This is a genomic window from Parahaliea maris (assembly GCF_008064665.1).
GTDB lineage: Bacteria > Pseudomonadota > Gammaproteobacteria > Pseudomonadales > Halieaceae > Parahaliea > Parahaliea maris.
On the sequence record NZ_VRZA01000004.1, the window covers coordinates 74,488 to 90,853 of the forward strand.

The window sequence follows — 16,366 nt, forward strand, 5'->3', positions numbered from 1 at the left end:
ATAGCGCGGGGCTTTCAGTTTTGCGGTAGCAGCGCCGCCAGCGTGGTGCTGTCGGGATAACCGTCGGCGGGCAGGTCAGATGCCAGCTGGAATGCGCGCAGGGCGGCGCGGGTGCGGCTTCCCAGAATCCCGTCCGGGGTGCCCGGGTCATAGCCCGCCGCCAGCAAGGCCTCCTGGGCCTGGCGCAGCTGGGCGCTGGTGAGCGGTTCCGCTTCACCGTTGGCGTAATCGGCGGCGGGAGCTCCGGCCAGGCGATCCGCCAACAGGCCGACCGACAGTGCGTAGTTTTCCGAGTTGTTCCAGCGCTTCACCACCTCGAAGTTGTCGTACACCAGGAAGGCGGGGCCGGTGTGGCCCGCCGGCAGCAGCAGTTCGGCCTGCAGGTCGGCAGCCGGCAGGGCGCTGCCGTTGAGATTGCGAACCCCCCGAGCCGACCACTCGCCCAGATTGGCGCCGCGTCCCTTGCCGCTCAGGCTGTAGTCGAATCCGTCCCGCAACGACACCTGGCGCCCCCAGCGCAACCCGGGGGTCCAGCCGAGCCCGCGCAGGAAATTGGCCGCCGAGGCCAGGGCGTCGCGTTCACTGCGCCACAGGTTGACCTGGCCATCGCCGTCGCCATCGAGGGCGTACTGCAGGTAGGTAGAGGGCATGAACTGGGTGTGCCCCATGGCGCCGGCCCAGGATCCCTGCATTTGTGCCGGGTCGAGTGATTCCCGTTCCACCAGGCGCAGGGCGTTCACGAACTCGGAGGCGAAAAAGTCCGAGCGGCGCGGGTCACAGGCCAGGGTGGCGAGGGCGTCCAGGGTCGGCATCTTGCCGAGGTAGCCGCCGTAGTTGGTTTCCAGCCCCCAGAAGGCCACCAGGTAGCGCGCGGGTACCCCGTACTGCTGTTGCAGGCCGTCGAGAAAGGCGCCGTGCTGTCGCAGCAGGTTGCGCCCCTGTTGCACCCGCTGGTTGCTGACGCGCTGCCCCACGTAGCTGGCAAAGGTCTGCATGAACTCGGGTTGCTTGCGGTCGAGCTCGACCACCCGCTGCAGTTCCTTGACCGTGGGCAGGGTGGTGCGCACCACGTTGGCGGATACGCCTTCGGCGATCGCCTTGTCGCCCAGCTGTGTCCGGCAGGCCTCAAACCCGGCGCTGGCCTGGGCGGCCAGAGGGCTGAGGAGTGCGACGGCCAGTGCCAGCGACAGGCAGCGGCCAGGGCGGAGGTGCGAAGTGATGTCGGGCATGGGGCGTCAGTCCGGGTTGCCCGGCCAGTCTTCCCACTGGATAAAGGGGTGGAAGGCGAGCTTGATCCCCTCCATCACGTACTCCTCGTTTTCTAGAATGTTGCGGCGGCGTACATAGCGGCCGGCGGAGGAGCGGGTGTCGATGGCGTCGGTCGCATCGAGTCCGCCGCGGCTGGCAAACAGCCGTTGCAGCTCGATGTCATAAATGCTGATCTGCAGCGAGGCCACAGCGGCGTTCATATTCCAGTCGAAGTCGGCCGAAACGCCGCTGCCCGGGCCCTGCAAGGAGGGGCGACGGGTCACCCCGTCCCAGCGCGCGAGGTGTTTGAGACCGCCGTTGAAGGGCACTTCAAACTCCACGATGTCGGTGAACACGAAGGCGTCGAGATCGGTGGTTTCACGCAGCTGGTCGCGCACGCTCTGCATGATCTGGACAAAGCTCTTCATGTTGACCTTGCCAGTCGTCGGGTCTACCGGGTCGCCAAAAGCGCGCACCGCCGTGTTCCAGTGCTGGCGGAACTCGCGCTGTGGCAGCACTTTATAACCGTTCTTCTTCAGGTAGGTGCCGACCAGGCCGTCGACCCGGGGCTCCACATCCTGCAGGTAGTTGCGTGAGGGCGGGCCGAGATTGACGTGGGGGATGATGACGGTCTTCACCTTTTTGAAGGCTTCGGGTCCGCCGTCCATTTCCGCCTGGAAAGTGGTGGGGTTGTAACTGGGGCCACTGCTACAGGCCGACAGGCCGGCGGCGAGCAACAAGGCCGCACCGATACGGGCAACGGTGGTGAACAAACGCATGGGGACTCCTGATCCGTTATAGTGGGGCGCATGGTAGCAAAATCTCGAAGGGGTCACAGCGCGCAGTGAGTCTGCATATCCAATCTTCCACGCAGGGCGAGGGGCCGGACGTCATCCTGCTCCACGGCCTGTTCGGTATGGGCAACAATCTCGGTGCGCTGGCACGCGCGCTGCAGGACGATTTCCGGGTGCACTGCCTGGATCTTCCCAATCACGGGCGTTCCGGCTGGCTGGAAACCATGACCCTGGAGTCGCTGGCTGACGGCATCCGCGGCTGGTTGCGAGAGCGCGGCATTGCACGGGCCCATCTCTGCGGCCATTCCCTCGGCGGCAAGGTTGCCATGCGGATTGCCCTGGATGACCCGGGCCAGGTGGACAGGCTGGTGGTGGCCGATATCGCGCCGGTGGATTACCCGGCCCACCACGACGCCATCTTCGCCGCCCTGCAGGCGGTGCGGGATCGGGCGCCCCGCTCGCGAAGCGAGGCGGAGACAGTCATGCGGGACTTCATCGTCGAGGAGGGGGTGCGCCAGTTCCTCCTCCTGAGCCTTGCCAGGGGCGAGGACGGGCGTTACCAGTGGCGCTTTAACCTGGATGGACTGCTGCGGGATTACGGCGCGGCGCGGGGGCGGCTGGAGGCTTCGGCCCCGTTCACCGGGCCGGTACTGTTTATCAAGGGCGAAAATTCCGACTACATTCTGCCGCAACACCGCGAGGCAATCGAGTCGCTGTTTCCCGCCGCCCGGCTGCGGGTGCTACAGGGCTGTGGCCACTGGCTGCACGCGGAACAGCCACGCCTGTTCAATGCCACGGTGCGGCGCTTCCTGCTGGCGCCGCAGGGCGGGTGATCCCTTCAGGGCGCCAGCATGGCCAGCAGCAGGTCTACCTGCCGGTCTATGGACTCCCGGGTCGCGAGGTTGGTGCCGGTAATGGCGCGGGTTTGCGGCGCCACCAGCAGGTTGTAGGTCAGGGCCCCGGTGATCAGGTGCAGCAGTTGCAGCGGGTCCGCATCTCGCATCAGCCCCTGTTGCTGGCAGCCGCGCACGAAACGCACGCCGAGTTCGTAGTCCCGTTCCAGGAAGTGTTGCCGCAGCCAGCGCGCCCGCGGGCTGTCGCCCTGGGCTTCGTGAAACATCAGCCACATCCACTCGGGATGCTCGCGGGTGAACTCCACTATGGCGGTGAAAGCGGGACGCAGGGAGTCGGCCAGGCCGTTCACGTCCTGGATGGCCATAAACTGCGCCAGGCGCGCATTGCGCTCTTCCCATAACAGGCTGGCAGCGGCCTGCCACAGGCTGTCCTTGGTGGTGAAGTGATACTGTACCAGGGCCTTCTTGACCCCCGCGGCCTGGGCGATGCGAGACATCGAGGCAGCTGTGAAGCCGGAGCGGGTGAAGCAGTGAATGGCGGCTCGCAGGATCCGCAGGCGGGTTTGTTCGCGCTGCTGTTCACGGCGGGTGACTTCCCGGTTGCTGGAGGAGACGGCGGGTTGCTGTTCGGGCATGGAGCTCTTCCTTGGCGATGGCTGACAATACACTCGGATAGTCACTGTGTAAAACCACCGCGCTGGCGTCGCGGCGAACCGGTCGGTATGCTTGCCGCCCCTGTCAGACAATCATCCGGCCCCCGGGCCTGCCGGAGTCAGCAAAGCGATGTACCTCAGCCTCGGTGAAATCCTGATACTGTTCCTGTTCGGAGCCCTGGGCCTGTATTTCCTGGACGCCACCCGGGTCCGCGAACTGGCGGTGAAGGCGGTGGAGCGGGCCGGTGAGCGCGATGACTTCCAGTTGTTGGACCAGTCGGTTCACATCAACCGCCTCTCCCTGAGCCGGGACCAGCAGGGCCGCTGGAAAATCTGGCGCCAGTATCGCTTTGATTACAGCTTTGACGGCGTGGTGCGGGAACAGGGCTTTGTGATCATGCTGGGCAAACACCTGCAGGCAGTGGTGGTGAGCGAACCCAATCGCACGCTGCACTGACCGACCGACTCTCCCCTGACCTCAGCCACCGAGTGCCATCAGGGCCCTCGCCAGTACCACCGTACCCAGGGTCAGCAGCACCAGGGCGAGCACCCGGTCGATCAGTTGCTCGCGCTGCCGCAGCCAGTCGATGGCCTGGGGGTGGGACGCCATCGCCGCGACCAACGCGTACCAGCCGGCGTCGGTCAGTCCCACTGTCAGCACCATGATTCCCTTTACCGTCCAGTCCGTGCCGGGCCCGAGGAACTGGCTGAACAGTGCCAGCATGAATACCGCGAGCTTGGGGTTGAGGAAGGCCACCAGAAACCCCGAGAGGGCGCTGCCGCGGGAGGATTCGCCACCGCCTTCGCTGAGCCCTGCAGAAGCGCCCGAATGGCTGCTGCGCAGGCCGCGTACCCCCAGGTAAATCAGGTAGCCCGCGCCCGCCATCTGGATGGCCGCAAAGGCGCGCGGGGACCCGGTCATCACCAGGGCCAGGCCGCTGACGGTGATCAGGCCGTACAGGCCTACGCCGAAGCCGTGGGCAAAGGCGGCAGCGAGTCCGGCAGCGCGTCCCTGGCGCAGGGTGTTGCCCAACACAACCGCCAGGCTGGGACCCGGGGAGATAGCGCCGAGGAGGCACACCGTGAATAACGAGAGCCAGTGACTGAATTCCATGTCCGTTTGCTTACCTCTGAACTTTCGCGATGGTCGGGCTTGGCAGGTGTTCTGTCAGGTGGACAGTGCACCAGTGCTGTGCGAATGCTGGTTTCATCCTGGTGCCCCCAAATGATGCGCTACTGTAACAGCGTCCCGCTCCCCGGTCTTGTCCACAGAATCTGTGGATAACTCAGTGGGTATTTTGTTTAACCGTTCGTGCAGCGCAGTACTTACCGCGTTTGTTACAAATTGCTTAAAATTCGAGCAATTAGTAAAAATCCAATAAAAACAACGAGATAAGAAAATTACATGAAGTTCTTGATTTAAAGAAATACCTAAGCTAGTGAAAGTTTCATTTCTGTGAATGCATGTGCATAACATTTAGTCATCTGCTACGTAACGTAACTTTTGCACCGCAGATGGAAACAACCGGGCGTTGACGGGTGACTCAGACGGGTGAACGGAATCGATGGAACCTTTTTCTATAGCGCCTGGGAATCTGTCAAGATGTTTCAAAGTTGTTACCTTTTTGTAACAGCTTTGGTGCAGGCGCCTCAGTCGCCCCGGTAGATGCAACCCGAGGTACAGGTCTCACGTATTTCCACCGCGCTCAACAGCGGCAGGTCCGGTTGCAGGCGCTGCCAGATCCAGCGGGCCAGGTTTTCGCTGGTGGGATTTTCGAGGCCGGTGATGTCGTTGAGGTAGTAGTGATCCAGTTGCTCCAGCACCGGCTTGAAGGCCGCCTTGAGGTCGCCGAAGTCCATCACCCAGCCGCTGGGCTCGGGGGCGTCGCCGGTGACGCTGATGCGCACGTGAAAGGAATGGCCGTGGAGGCGGGCGCACTTGTGTCCCTCGGGGACGTTGGGCAGGCGGTGGGCCGCCTCGAAGTGAAATTCCTTGTAGATTTCCATGGGGATTCCGGACTGGGACAGGGGCAAACGGTGTGTCGCAGAGGGTTCTCCCTGGCTGACCTGGTGACCTCGCGCGAGGTCAAATTTTACTACTAAAATCAAGCGCTTTTAACGCTCCGAAAAAAATTAAAAAAAATCATGACGAACGTTTGACAGCCCCGCCAATCTCTCTATAATGCGCGTCCATCGGCTCAGGGGGTGGTTAGCTCAGCTGGGAGAGCATCTGCCTTACAAGCAGAGGGTCGGCGGTTCGATCCCGTCACCACCCACCAATCGATGTCGATATGTATGCTGCCGTTGGACCGGTAGTTCAGTTGGTTAGAATGCCGGCCTGTCACGCCGGAGGTCGCGGGTTCGAGTCCCGTCCGGTCCGCCATTTTCTTTCGACAAAAATCAATTAGTTACGTTGATTTTTGTCCGGCAAGAAAGTCTGTCTTAAGTTCCTTATTTACCCCAGTGACACAATAGCCACACAGACTGGCTTTGGCTCTACCCCATTAACGGGGACGGGCGTCCATTCGTACCAGGCATTCGGCTACTCGCAGTTAAGCGTCCAGTAATATTCCCAACCCCTTGCTGTCGACAAGACTGAGCATTTTCCGGGCGATTCCGCTGGGCTTTTTGGTACCGCTTTCCCACTGCCGCACGGTGGATGCGCTGGTGTTAAGACACTTCGCAAAGACCGGCTGACTTGCGTTGCTGCGGGTGCGGATTTTCTTGATTTGAGCTGGAGTGTACTCCTTCACCTCAGGAAGGCAGGCGGCATCGAACTTGCGCATGTCATCTGTGCTCAGAAGACCCGCTTCGTGCAGGCCGGCCATGCTTTCATGCATTTCATTGAGTAGTCTACTCATCTCGCTTTACCTCTTTAATCTCTCCAGCCTTCAGGGCGGCGGTTAGTCCGGCAGCGGTCATTGAAAGCCAGACCTTCGCAGCACTTTTCAGGACGGACAGCTCGTTTTCCTTAATGTTGCTGCGCTCATTTTTTTCAAAGCCATAAAGAAAGAACGAATGCTTTCCCTTCCTTGTGGCTATTAGTGTTCGGCTGCCACCGCTCTTGCCGCCGCCAGGGAGGGCTACCCGTTTCTTGTAGACATTACCGCCGAGCTTTGCCTCAACCTGACCAGCAACAACTTCCTGAGCTGCGGTGTAGAGCTCTGCATCTCGCAATCCAGCCTTCTTTGCCCACCGCGCAAAGGTCTTTGTTTGGTAAACAGCCATTAGCCTAAGTCTACCACTTAGTGATACTGTCGCGAAGTGGTATGTATAGTCATTTGAGGTCGATGGACGATTGCGACGTGTTGGTGATTTTGCGGAACTGCGCGGTCCATTCCAGCAGGTCCTCCTCGTCATAAATGACCCGGTGCCCGCGCTTGATGTAGGCGGGCGTTGTCACGCCGGCCAATGTGCCGGTGACTCTCGATTCCCGCAATGTCTTCTCTGCATAGCCCAGAGTGGCTGCCGCTTCTTTACTGTTCATGTTCCTGCTCCTTCGTCGCTTCGAGCTTTTAACCTGTTCCCGGATTCGGGTAAGTCCAGGTGTAAGGTTTCGATGCGGCGGGCATTTGAGTAAACACCCTTTAGCACCGCATCGGTAGAGCCCAAATTTACGAATCCGGGCAATCATCGCAACGCGGAATACGGACACGTGGCGGCGCCATTAGATAAGTGATGGCGAACCGGGGCAGGAACCTGGCCGAAGTGAAGGTCTGTGAGGAGGGCAGGGCGATGTTCACCGTTCAGAAACATTACAAATGAATCCGGGTGGGTTTGCTGATACGGTAATTTGGAATTGAGTTATGGCTTGACCGGGGTGATGAAAGTCATCTTCCCGTTCCGGACAGCTTCAAAAACCGTTAGCCCGCTGAACGCGGGCGATGAGACGCCATGACAACCGAGCCTGAACATCATCGCGTACCGCTCACCCCACCGGAGCCGAATACTGTGCCGGAAGAGGCCCGTTTGATCCGACTGGAAGTCACCCGGCTTCGTGGCTATGACCGCAATCCGCGGCGCTGCCGGAACAGCGAGTACGAACGGATCAAGGCCTCGATCCGGTCTCAGGGGCTGGACCAGCCCCTGGTGGTGACGCGTCGACCCGGCGAGACGGACTATATGCTGTTGGCCGGGGGTAATTCCCGCTTGCGCGCCCTGCGGGCGTTGTATCAGGAAACCAGCGACGATGCGTTTCGCTACCTGGACTGCGTCTATAAACCCTGGGTTGCGGAATCGGATGTGCTGTTGTCACACCTGCGCGAGAACGAGCTGCGCGACAACCTGCACTTTATCGACAAGGCCCGCGCCGTGTTCGAAGCCAAAGCACTGCTCGAGGCGGAAATGCCGGGTGCTCCGCTTTCCCAGCGCCGTTTATCGGAACTGATTACCGCACGGGGTCTGAGTTTCAGCCAGACGCTGATCTCCCGGATGGCCTACGCGGTACACACGCTTTGGCCGCTGATTCCCCAGGCGCTGTCGGCCGGCATGGGTACGCCGCAGGTGGTGCGGATCCAGGCACTGGAGCGCGCTGCGCGCAACCTCTGGCTCAGCAGGTCCCTGGGTTCCGACGGGGAATTCGATGCCATTTTCGCCGCGCTGTGTCGTCGCTACGACAGCCCGGACTGGGTCACCGAGGTGTTGCGGGGCGCAATTGAAATGGAGATTGCCGATGCGGCGGACGCGGATATCGCACTCGTGCGTCTTGAACTGGAGGCCTTGATCGCTGGCCAGCCATTTCCGGCGGTTGCGCCGGAATGCCCAGCCGCTGAATCAATGCAGGAACTTCCCGGAGAAGTGGCGCCAGCAGCTGGTAGGGGACACCGAAATCCACCTAACCCGCGACCCGCGACGACGTCGACACAGGCCGGAGCGACGGCCCCTGCAAAAGCCCAGGAAAACGGCGAGACCGATGCCGGCACGGAGCACGAACTGAACCAACTCAGGCATCGGGCGTATCGACTGGCCCGGCAGCTTGCCGAGGCCCACGGGCTGGGGACCCTGATTCAACCTCTCACGGATCAGGGTGTGGGCTTCGCGGTACAGGCAGTGCCCGATACGGCAGGCACAGATCTACCGGATACGGATGCGGTGCGATGGGGCGCGGCGTTGTGGTGGCAACTGGCCGCGTGCGCGGATGTGAAGCCGACCCCGTCTGGGTCGGTGGTGCCACTGGAACCACTGGAGGCGGGTTCCCTTGCTGCCCGGCTGTGGCACTGGCTGCCGGATGCGGATTGGGAAAACCTCGTGGCGCTGATGGAGAACTGCCGCGCCCTGCACCGGGTCGCACGGGACGCCGGTCAGCCACTCCCATAGGGACAGGAGAGGACCATGGCTACCACCAAAGAGGCGGACCTGATCACGGCAGTGCTGCTTTATGCAATCCGGTGTCTGGCAGAGGCGGACCAGTCGGCGCTGCGTGACTTAGGGTTCGGGCCGAGGGAAATCGACGCCCTGCAGCGCCTGAACATCGCGGACCTTTATCGCATCGACGCCATCCGCGTTCACTGCCTGCGGGTGGACCTGAATCGTGACGTGTTCTGCCACATGGTTGAGCATATCCGCCAACTGCGGGCCTCGGAGGAAATGCAGCAGACGCTGATCAAGGCTGACGCCCCACAGGACATGATGCAGACCCTGTTCGGGTTGGGCGCGAAGGAGTACACCCGGTGGCGCCGCCTGTTAACCCTGAAGCCGGCCGTGGGTCGCCCGGCCGAACCTGACGAGGCGCAAGCGCACGCCTTGTGGACGGCGTGGAAAGCCCGGGTCGAGGATGAGGATGACGCCTTGTTGACAGCCGAAGACTACCTGGCACTCCGAGCGGAGACCAACGTGGACCTGCGCGCCATCTGGCACCTGACCCGACGCTGGACACAGTACGGAAATCCCGAGGGCATACCGCGTCGCTAGTGGCGCCGGCCAATCCGCCCGTTTCCCGGTTACCGGGTGATTAGACTCTAATCAAAAACCTAGTCGCTGGAAAACTGTGTTTCCCGGTCGGGTCAAATTCCTCAACCACAATGCCACTGTCGTAGCTCATCCTGAGTGACGGGAGGCTGCCGCGGGCTGTGCAAGTCGAGATCTGAACTGAACACGGCGAACTGTCGCCCTTGTCACTACCGCGCCGCGCGATGTAGTGACAATGGCGCTGCGCCCGCAAACCGCGCCGGCGCCAGGATGAATAGCGGGGTTACGGCCAGATGACGCGCACCTACACTGGCACCGCTATTGACGAATTCAACGCGGCCACTGCGACAGTGTGGCATCTGGGCGATCGGCCCATCCGGAACCAGGCAATAGCCTGTCGTTCTGACCGCTGACCTGGTCAGCATCGTAACCGCGTCGTGCCCGCACGACGTTTCATGCAACCCGCGGCGATGGTGCCGCAGTACAAAAAAAGGGAGGAGAAGTCATCGCCATCACGACGTTGCCCCTGGGGGGCTAATTGGTCTGCACCGGTTCGGTTCCCTCCGGGATCCGGCGGTGTTGCCTGAGAGTAGGCACTTTCAGGTTGCCGGGGAGTGGTGTCCCTTGACCGTTTCGCGCTAGCGAGCCAGCCGGGCTACGAGCCCGCGGTAGGTCATAAACACTCAGCGATGGGAGTCGACACTGTGAGAGACCTGAACTACCAATTGAAACGTTTGTGTTACGACAACCGCGAGGGCAGCGAGTCCACGCAGGCGGCGCGCCGCCATATGCTGAACCAGATCGCGGATCAGCTGCATGAGATGGGCTACCGCGGCATGTCCAGTCGGTCGCTCAAACCCAAACACGTCGAGGCGCTTGTCGAGCGTTGGACGCGACAGCGGCTGGGCGCCGGCACGATCAAGAACCGCATGAACGCGCTACGGTGGTGGGCGGCCCGCGTCAATCGCAGCAACGTCATTGCCCGCTCCAACGACTTCTACGGCATACCCAATCGGACCTTCGTGAGTCAGACCTCCAAGGCCTGCGAGGTTGGCGCCGGGCAACTGGCCCAGATCAGGGATGTCCACGTGGTGATGAGTTTGCAGTTGCAGCGGGCCTTCGGCTTGCGACGCGAGGAGGCGATGAAGTTTAACCCAAGCTATGCCGACCGGGGCGATCACTTGTACCTGAAGCGCAGTTGGACCAAGGGGGGCCGGCCACGCATCATCCCGATTCGAACGGAGGACCAGCTTAGCGTGCTCGAGCAGGCGCATCGACTGGCGGGAAAAGGATCACTGATTCCGGCGAACAGGAACTATGTTCAGCAACTGCGCACCTATGAACGGTGGACTGCGCGGGCGGGGCTGTCGAAGCTGCACGGATTACGGCATGCCTACGCGCAGGTGCGTTATCAGGAACTGACTGGGTGGCCGTCACCGAGTGCAGGAGGGCCCAGTCGTGGTGCCCTAACAGCGGAGCAGCGTGTCCTTGATGAGCAAAGTCGCCTGACCATCAGTGAGGAGCTTGGGCATTCCAGGCTCGAAATTACCCGGGTCTATCTGGGTTAGCACGGCATTTGACTGGCCGTAAGTATTTAGTGGTTTAGTGTGTTGTCCAGTGCATACTAGTTTGCCTCCAGGATTGAACGAAGCCGGGCCCAGCTTTCATCAGGCAGGGTTTGAATGATTTTTACCAGCCTCTGATCGCCACTCCTGAGAATCCGACCACGGACAATTGGTGCAATCTCTTCGGCGCTCTGCACTTCTTCTTCTTCAATGTCGATTCCGCGAACTATAGCGCCTGTTCGGAGTGCTTCATCCAGAGTGAGCTTGAAAGCCTGTTCGAAAGAATTGCCGCAGGCGTGGCAGCTCTTGGCAGTCATCGGGTTCAGTGCGCCGCAGGCACTACATGGCTTCAGTCGCTCGGGCGCCTTGGGGAATTCGTGTCCGCAGACCGGGCAGGCCGCTGCACCGAGTTCGCACTCGTGTCCGCATTCCTTGCAGACCTTGTGCTTTGGGGTGTCGCCACCCCCGCGAGCTGCCGGAGACATCTCTTCTTCAACGCGCCTTGCGAAATCCTCGAAGAGTTGGAAAGAGGGCATCACCACGTAAGCCCGGGTGTCGTCGTCCGTGCCCATCGTCCTGACTACTCGACCCACTGCCTGGCGGAATGCCAGCTCAGTCAGCGCGTTAGGCAGGTAGAGCAGGACTCGCAAGCGCTTGATGTCCACGCCCTCTGAAACCATCGCTACCGAGACCAGCCAGCGTTTGTCCGTGTTTCGGAAGGCGCGGATCTTGGCATTTGGGTTGGGCATCTGGCTGTGTACCAGTATCGGCTTCTCGCCTTCAATGCGCTCGAGTAGGTCGACCATATATTCGGCCATCTGGATACTGGGGGCGATAATCAGGCCTCCCGCCTCGGGCATACGATGACGAAGCTCAGAGAGTTTGTTGCTGCCCCATTCGATCATGGTCGCCTGGTAGCCGTCCTGTAGGGGTGTTACCTGGTCTTTTTCAAATTGCGGCGTCTTGGCCAGCCTGTAGAAGTCCAGGGCCTTCTGAAGCCCGTGAACCCGCTTCAGCTCGGGCGGAAGTTCTGCCTTTTCGTGCCCAGAAACCTTCACCTCCTGACCATCCAGATCGACAGTGAATTTACCCTCGTGGCGGTGGAAAGTAACGGGGCGACAGTAACCCAGATCAACAGCTTCGCCGTAGGTGAGGGTATAGGTGCCGTCCTCGGGATGGTCGATGGCACCTGCGTCGTCATAAGCGAGCCATACAGACTCCGCTCCGTCTGAGCGAATGGGGGTGCCTGTGAGCACCAGGACATAGCGACCGTCCGCGAAGGCGCCGTCTGCACCGCGGCCCCATGCCGCCTCTACCGCGGCGTGGTGGTGCTCATCGCAGATCACCAGGGTTTTGTTGGCCCTGCACACCGCTTGCAGCTCTGGCAGAAGATCCTGGATGGCAGCCCAGGTGGCGCAAACATCGACGGAGAGGCCTTCAATGTCGCCATCTGCTGCGGTGACTTTGGCCATGTGACGACCGGTGACGAACCGGAAGTCGTCAGCCCACTGGTTCACGACTTCTGCTCGCGGCGCGATCACGATAACCCGTTCTATCTCACCCATCTGAATGAGTGTTTCAGCGATAGCGCAGGACGCGAGGGTCTTGCCCGCACCCGGGGCCGCATTGATGAGGAAATGACGATCCTCGCCACGAGCAACCAGCCAATCGATGGCCTTGTTGTGTGCCTCACGCTGCCAATTACGCAGTTTGATTTTCATTTTGCACCCTTCCGTAGATTGCAGGTCGCACACAGCGCCTGCCCGTTGTCTGTTGTGGTGGCACCGCCCTTTGAGTAGGCCAACACGTGATCTGCATGAAACTGCTGGTCAAGCGGCTTGGCGCAACTGCAGCACTTCCCCCCGGCTATCCAAGCCAAGATTCGCCTCTGTCGCTTGCTGAATCGCCTGTTCATCGGCTCAGCCAGTACTCCGTCAAGGTCACTTCCTTAACCGGAAGGTTCCGTGGTGGTTCCAGCGTTGCGGACTCGTTGATCCTTCTCAGTGCGGCCACGAACGGTACGCGCTTCGACTTGATGACATATCCGTCTCTGCGCATATCTGAAATCACCTTGGTCAGGCTGGGCACGCCGAAGAGAACAATGCATTCGAGCTGCGTGATGGGGTGGCCTGCGAGGAGGTGCTCTTTTACCCCCAGCACCAATTGAGTTCTGCTGTATGACATAGCTCTTCCTTATGCCGCCATGGAAAGCGTGTGTTCCAAGAGAGTCTCCTGGGATATGTGGGGTCCGAAGTCATCTTCGGACGAGTACTCCTGGCTCACGATCCGCCAGCTCCAGCGCTCCATCACCTCATCCACTGGAAGTTCTGAAAACGGCGTGCGCCCATGAAATGCAGTCCTGGGCGACGGGCTGACGGAGTCATCCGCTGCATCTGCAATCAGCGACGCGCACTCCAGTAATTCGTGAGATGGAATTTCGCCACCGTATACACGCTGGAGCTCCGCGTAGATCTGGCGAACTTTCTTAGGCTTGTTCATGCGCTTGCTCCCGTGCATCGGTGTCGTTGAAATTCAGTTAGTGCGGCGTCCTTGCCGCGGCCCTATTGGGTGTTCCCCTTCAGAGCCTCGTTAGAGGCTCCGCCTGTGCCTGCGTCCCGGGCGATAGCCCGAGGGCGCTTGCTCCGTCACAAACCCTGACAGGTGGACGACTTGGCCCTCTACGGCCAATGCTGCCGAGGCCAGATGGCCTGAGAGAAGACGATGGTCCTGGCCCATGCCGACGGAGTCGTAGCGCTCCCATTGCCCGCCCTCGATAATTTCAAGAAAGCGCAGTGCCTCTGAGAGTGAGGCTCTCTGGCGGTCGACGGGGGCAGATTCAAGTGCGTCTATGGCGTAGCTCTTGATGAGCTTGCCGTTCAGGTTGGCGTAGGTAGTGGCCTTGTCGAAAAGATCCATCCCCACGAGCTTGCCGTGCAGAAAATAGAAAGCACCCACCTGGCGAGCCTCAGGTTCGAGCTCGCCTACATACTCATCAAGTGTCGGCGCCACACCCTGATACATATCTGCCATGGCCGATGTATTCGATGTGGACTCCATTACAGAGAACTTGCGATCAATTTCAGACCACACCTCGCCCTGGTCACTGCGCCGAGAGCCCAATTGCCGCATTGAGCGGCTCACAGAGGCCATTTTTTTGGCCCGGCCGCGGGCGAAGTGGGTCCGGTCGGTACGCTCGAAGTTTTCAGAGCGGTAAGACCAGCGGCCCGACTCCACGCAGGATACGGGTATGACTGCTGTGGTCTGGGCGGGCACGAGCAGCGTGAGGTTGACCACCCGGTTCTGTTTTGCGCCTACCAACTCCTCGCCGTCGAGCAGGAGTACGGGGCTGTCCAGTTTGTTCTCGAGCTTGAGCTCGGGAACGCTACCTGAGTCACTGGTCTCAGTTATTTCGACGCCGGACCTGTCAAACGCCTGGTCCAGAGTCATGTAGCTAAGGTCTGACTCCTGCGTGAAATTAAAGATTGGCGCGATCGCCAGTCCCCGGAATTCCTTTGGCTGGCCAAAAACGATATTCTTGGGTGGTAACACTGTCATTGCCTATCCAGAAATAAATATGCTGTTGACTTAGGTTTAGCAGGAGATGTGCCAGGTATTTGCCTGAAGGGAGAGGGATGTTAATAACTAATTGATTATCAAGGATTAATTATTTAAAAATCTTAGTTTAGAGTTCAGTTTGAGTGTTTGTTTGCAAGTTGAGGCATAAAAAACACATTCACAAAATAAATATATTTGTTATATTGATGGGTGCGGGGGCCTCGGGCCTCGTTTTGAATGTGTGCGCAGTGAGAAGGGCTAGGTAAATGACAAAAGAAGCGCTTGTCTGCTGGGTAGGAGGCCGTGACCTGGATGCGTCTAGAGGGATCAGCGATAAACCTGGCCCGATTCTGAGTACGCTAAAGGAGAGGCCTCATGCGAAGGTGCATCTGTTATATAACTACGACCGCGATGAAGTTCATGCCTATGGTGATTGGCTTGGTGCCCAGGTAAATGTCGAGATTCACCTCCATGAAGCTGACTTAAGTACTCCGGTTCATTATGGGGACATTTACCAGGCCGCCAGTAAGTTAATGAAAGCACTGTCTGCAGAGATTTCATTCGAGGATATGTCGGTCCTAATAAGTCCCGGTACGCCTCAAATGCAGACAATTTGGATCTTGATGTGCAAGACCGCCTTTCCCGCAGCGATGCTCGAGGCATCAGAAGAACAGGGCATAACTGATTTCATAATGCCCTTCGATATCGCAGCAGACTACATCCCTAACATTCGTGCAGAGTCTGACGCGAACTTGCGAAGGATGGCCGCCGGCCAGGCAGCCACACCTCCGGCGTTTGAGAGCATCATCAGACAGAGCCCGCTAATGAACGCACAGATTATGAAGGCTGAGAAGATTGCTAAGCGAGATATTCCCGTCTTGATTCTCGGCGAGTCGGGTACAGGCAAGGAGATGTTTGCAGAGGCAATCCACGAGTCCAGTTCAAGGGCTGATTCTGAATTCGTAGTGGTTAACTGCGGAGCTATTCCGCAAGACCTCGCTGATAGTGAGTTGTTTGGACACAAAAAGGGTGCGTTTACTGGAGCCGTCGCGGATAGGGTAGGGCGGTTTCAAGAGGCCGATGGCGGCACCATTTTCCTGGATGAGTTCGGAGAGCTGCCTGCAGATACACAGGTGCGATTATTGCGAGTACTCAATGATGGCACCTTCACTCGCGTCGGCGATAAGGGCAGGATAAAGGTCGATGTACGTGTGATAGCAGCAACAAATCGCGACCTTATGGCTGAAGTGGTGGAGGGACAGTTTCGGGAGGACCTGTTTTATCGAATTGCCGTGGGAATTATCAATCTTCCGTCTTTGCGAGAGCGAGAAGGGGATCTGATGCTGCTGACGGATAAGTTTCTCAAGGACATAAATGAGGCGGAGCTGGACTTGGATTCCGGCTATAAGCATAAAAAATTATCTGCTAAGGCAATAAATGTTATGAAGTCTCATGGCTGGCCGGGCAATGTCAGGGAGCTACAGGCGAGCCTTACGCGCGCGGCTGTATGGTCAGTCGGTGAAACCATCACTGAGCGCGAAATGCGTGAAGCACTCTTGGAGCGGCCCGCAAAGGCGGGTGACCTTTTGGGTAGGAGCCTGGATAATTCTTTTGATATTCAGGATGTTATAAAGGAGTTAAAGCGTCACTACATCAAGAAAGCGTTAGCGGAGACGGGCAATAACAAAACCAAATCGGCCGAAAAACTAGGGCTCAATAACTACCAGACACTGAATAAGTGGATAGAAGATGTAGGACTAAAGGAATAGTTGGCATGCCCCTTGCTCAAG

At 59.3% G+C, this 16,366-nt stretch carries 19 protein-coding genes and 2 tRNA genes; 8 read left to right on the plus strand and 13 right to left on the minus strand.

Annotated features, from left to right (window positions below):
• Positions 1 to 14 precede the first annotated feature (14 nt).
• Complete coding sequence (locus tag FV139_RS12205) at positions 15 to 1,229, minus strand: lytic murein transglycosylase (protein ID WP_148068742.1); 1,215 nt, start codon at positions 1,227 to 1,229, stop codon at positions 15 to 17.
• Between the two features lie 6 nt (positions 1,230 to 1,235).
• Positions 1,236 to 2,027: a hypothetical protein gene (locus tag FV139_RS12210; RefSeq protein WP_148068743.1), complete on the minus strand. Its 792-nt coding sequence runs from the start codon at positions 2,025 to 2,027 to the stop codon at positions 1,236 to 1,238.
• A gap of 65 nt (positions 2,028 to 2,092) precedes the next feature.
• Between FV139_RS12210 and FV139_RS12215 the strand changes: the two genes are divergently transcribed.
• Positions 2,093 to 2,875, plus strand: a complete 783-nt coding sequence (locus FV139_RS12215) for an alpha/beta fold hydrolase (protein WP_235898643.1) — start codon at positions 2,093 to 2,095, stop codon at positions 2,873 to 2,875.
• A 5-nt stretch (positions 2,876 to 2,880) separates the two neighbouring features.
• Here FV139_RS12215 and FV139_RS12220 read toward each other — a convergent pair whose 3' ends face one another.
• Complete coding sequence (locus FV139_RS12220) at positions 2,881 to 3,531, minus strand: TetR/AcrR family transcriptional regulator (RefSeq protein ID WP_148068744.1); 651 nt, start codon at positions 3,529 to 3,531, stop codon at positions 2,881 to 2,883.
• 148 nt (positions 3,532 to 3,679) lie between these two features.
• Here FV139_RS12220 and FV139_RS12225 point away from each other — a divergent pair, with 148 nt between their 5' ends.
• Entirely contained in the window at positions 3,680 to 4,006 is a 327-nt protein-coding gene (locus tag FV139_RS12225; protein WP_148068745.1) for a DUF3301 domain-containing protein, read from the plus strand.
• A 21-nt stretch (positions 4,007 to 4,027) separates the two neighbouring features.
• Here the strand turns inward: FV139_RS12225 and FV139_RS12230 are convergent, their stop codons facing one another.
• On the minus strand, positions 4,028 to 4,663 hold the full coding sequence (locus tag FV139_RS12230; RefSeq protein ID WP_148068746.1) for a LysE family translocator: 636 nt from the start codon (positions 4,661 to 4,663) through the stop codon (positions 4,028 to 4,030).
• Between the two features lie 536 nt (positions 4,664 to 5,199).
• Complete coding sequence (gene queD, locus FV139_RS12235) at positions 5,200 to 5,556, minus strand: 6-carboxytetrahydropterin synthase QueD (protein ID WP_187276511.1); 357 nt, start codon at positions 5,554 to 5,556, stop codon at positions 5,200 to 5,202.
• Between the two features lie 196 nt (positions 5,557 to 5,752).
• On the opposite strand from queD, the gene FV139_RS12240 reads away from it, so the two are divergent.
• Positions 5,753 to 5,828, plus strand: a tRNA-Val gene (locus FV139_RS12240).
• 27 nt (positions 5,829 to 5,855) lie between these two features.
• Positions 5,856 to 5,932 (plus strand) — tRNA-Asp (locus tag FV139_RS12245).
• A gap of 169 nt (positions 5,933 to 6,101) precedes the next feature.
• On the opposite strand, the gene FV139_RS12250 is transcribed toward FV139_RS12245, so the two are convergent.
• The 3 genes from FV139_RS12250 to FV139_RS12260 are packed head-to-tail and all read right to left on the minus strand — an operon-like array spanning position 6,102 to position 7,036.
• Positions 6,102 to 6,410 (minus strand): helix-turn-helix domain-containing protein, encoded by a 309-nt coding sequence (locus FV139_RS12250; protein ID WP_148068747.1) that lies wholly within the window; start codon positions 6,408 to 6,410, stop codon positions 6,102 to 6,104.
• Entirely contained in the window at positions 6,403 to 6,777 is a 375-nt protein-coding gene (locus FV139_RS12255) for a type II toxin-antitoxin system RelE/ParE family toxin (RefSeq protein WP_148068748.1), read from the minus strand. The genes FV139_RS12250 and FV139_RS12255 overlap by 8 nt, the downstream gene beginning before the upstream one ends.
• Positions 6,778 to 6,826: 49 nt before the next feature.
• Positions 6,827 to 7,036 carry a MerR family transcriptional regulator gene (locus FV139_RS12260; RefSeq protein WP_117955061.1) on the minus strand — a complete coding sequence of 70 codons (210 nt, stop codon included), beginning with the start codon at positions 7,034 to 7,036 and terminating at the stop codon, positions 6,827 to 6,829.
• A 407-nt stretch (positions 7,037 to 7,443) separates the two neighbouring features.
• On the opposite strand from FV139_RS12260, the gene FV139_RS12265 reads away from it, so the two are divergent.
• The 3 genes from FV139_RS12265 (at position 7,444) to FV139_RS12275 (ending at position 11,024) form a co-directional block, all read left to right on the plus strand.
• On the plus strand, positions 7,444 to 8,865 hold the full coding sequence (locus tag FV139_RS12265) for a ParB family protein (protein ID WP_148068749.1): 1,422 nt from the start codon (positions 7,444 to 7,446) through the stop codon (positions 8,863 to 8,865).
• 15 nt (positions 8,866 to 8,880) lie between these two features.
• A complete protein-coding gene (locus tag FV139_RS12270; RefSeq protein ID WP_148068750.1) occupies positions 8,881 to 9,459 on the plus strand; it encodes a DUF2857 domain-containing protein in 579 nt (192 codons plus the stop codon).
• Between the two features lie 701 nt (positions 9,460 to 10,160).
• Positions 10,161 to 11,024, plus strand: coding sequence for a phage integrase N-terminal domain-containing protein (locus FV139_RS12275; protein ID WP_148068751.1), 864 nt, complete (start codon positions 10,161 to 10,163; stop codon positions 11,022 to 11,024).
• Between the two features lie 56 nt (positions 11,025 to 11,080).
• On the opposite strand, the gene FV139_RS12280 is transcribed toward FV139_RS12275, so the two are convergent.
• From FV139_RS12280 to FV139_RS12300, 5 genes are all read right to left on the minus strand, one after another.
• The gene (locus FV139_RS12280) at positions 11,081 to 12,742 is read right to left on the minus strand and encodes a DEAD/DEAH box helicase (RefSeq protein ID WP_148068752.1); all 1,662 of its coding nucleotides are present in this window, start codon (positions 12,740 to 12,742) and stop codon (positions 11,081 to 11,083) included.
• Positions 12,739 to 12,936, minus strand: coding sequence for an HNH endonuclease (locus tag FV139_RS21380; RefSeq protein ID WP_148068753.1), 198 nt, complete (start codon positions 12,934 to 12,936; stop codon positions 12,739 to 12,741). The genes FV139_RS12280 and FV139_RS21380 overlap by 4 nt, the downstream gene beginning before the upstream one ends.
• A complete protein-coding gene (locus FV139_RS12290; protein ID WP_148068754.1) occupies positions 12,933 to 13,205 on the minus strand; it encodes a helix-turn-helix domain-containing protein in 273 nt (90 codons plus the stop codon). Before FV139_RS12290 ends, FV139_RS21380 begins: the two co-directional genes overlap by 4 nt.
• Before the next feature lie 9 nt (positions 13,206 to 13,214).
• Positions 13,215 to 13,520, minus strand: a complete 306-nt coding sequence (locus FV139_RS12295) for a hypothetical protein (RefSeq protein WP_148068755.1) — start codon at positions 13,518 to 13,520, stop codon at positions 13,215 to 13,217.
• A 90-nt stretch (positions 13,521 to 13,610) separates the two neighbouring features.
• Positions 13,611 to 14,576: an ARPP-1 family domain-containing protein gene (locus FV139_RS12300; RefSeq protein ID WP_148068756.1), complete on the minus strand. Its 966-nt coding sequence runs from the start codon at positions 14,574 to 14,576 to the stop codon at positions 13,611 to 13,613.
• 266 nt (positions 14,577 to 14,842) lie between these two features.
• Between FV139_RS12300 and FV139_RS12305 the strand changes: the two genes are divergently transcribed.
• On the plus strand, positions 14,843 to 16,345 hold the full coding sequence (locus tag FV139_RS12305) for a sigma-54 interaction domain-containing protein (protein ID WP_148068757.1): 1,503 nt from the start codon (positions 14,843 to 14,845) through the stop codon (positions 16,343 to 16,345).
• Positions 16,346 to 16,366 lie beyond the last annotated feature (21 nt).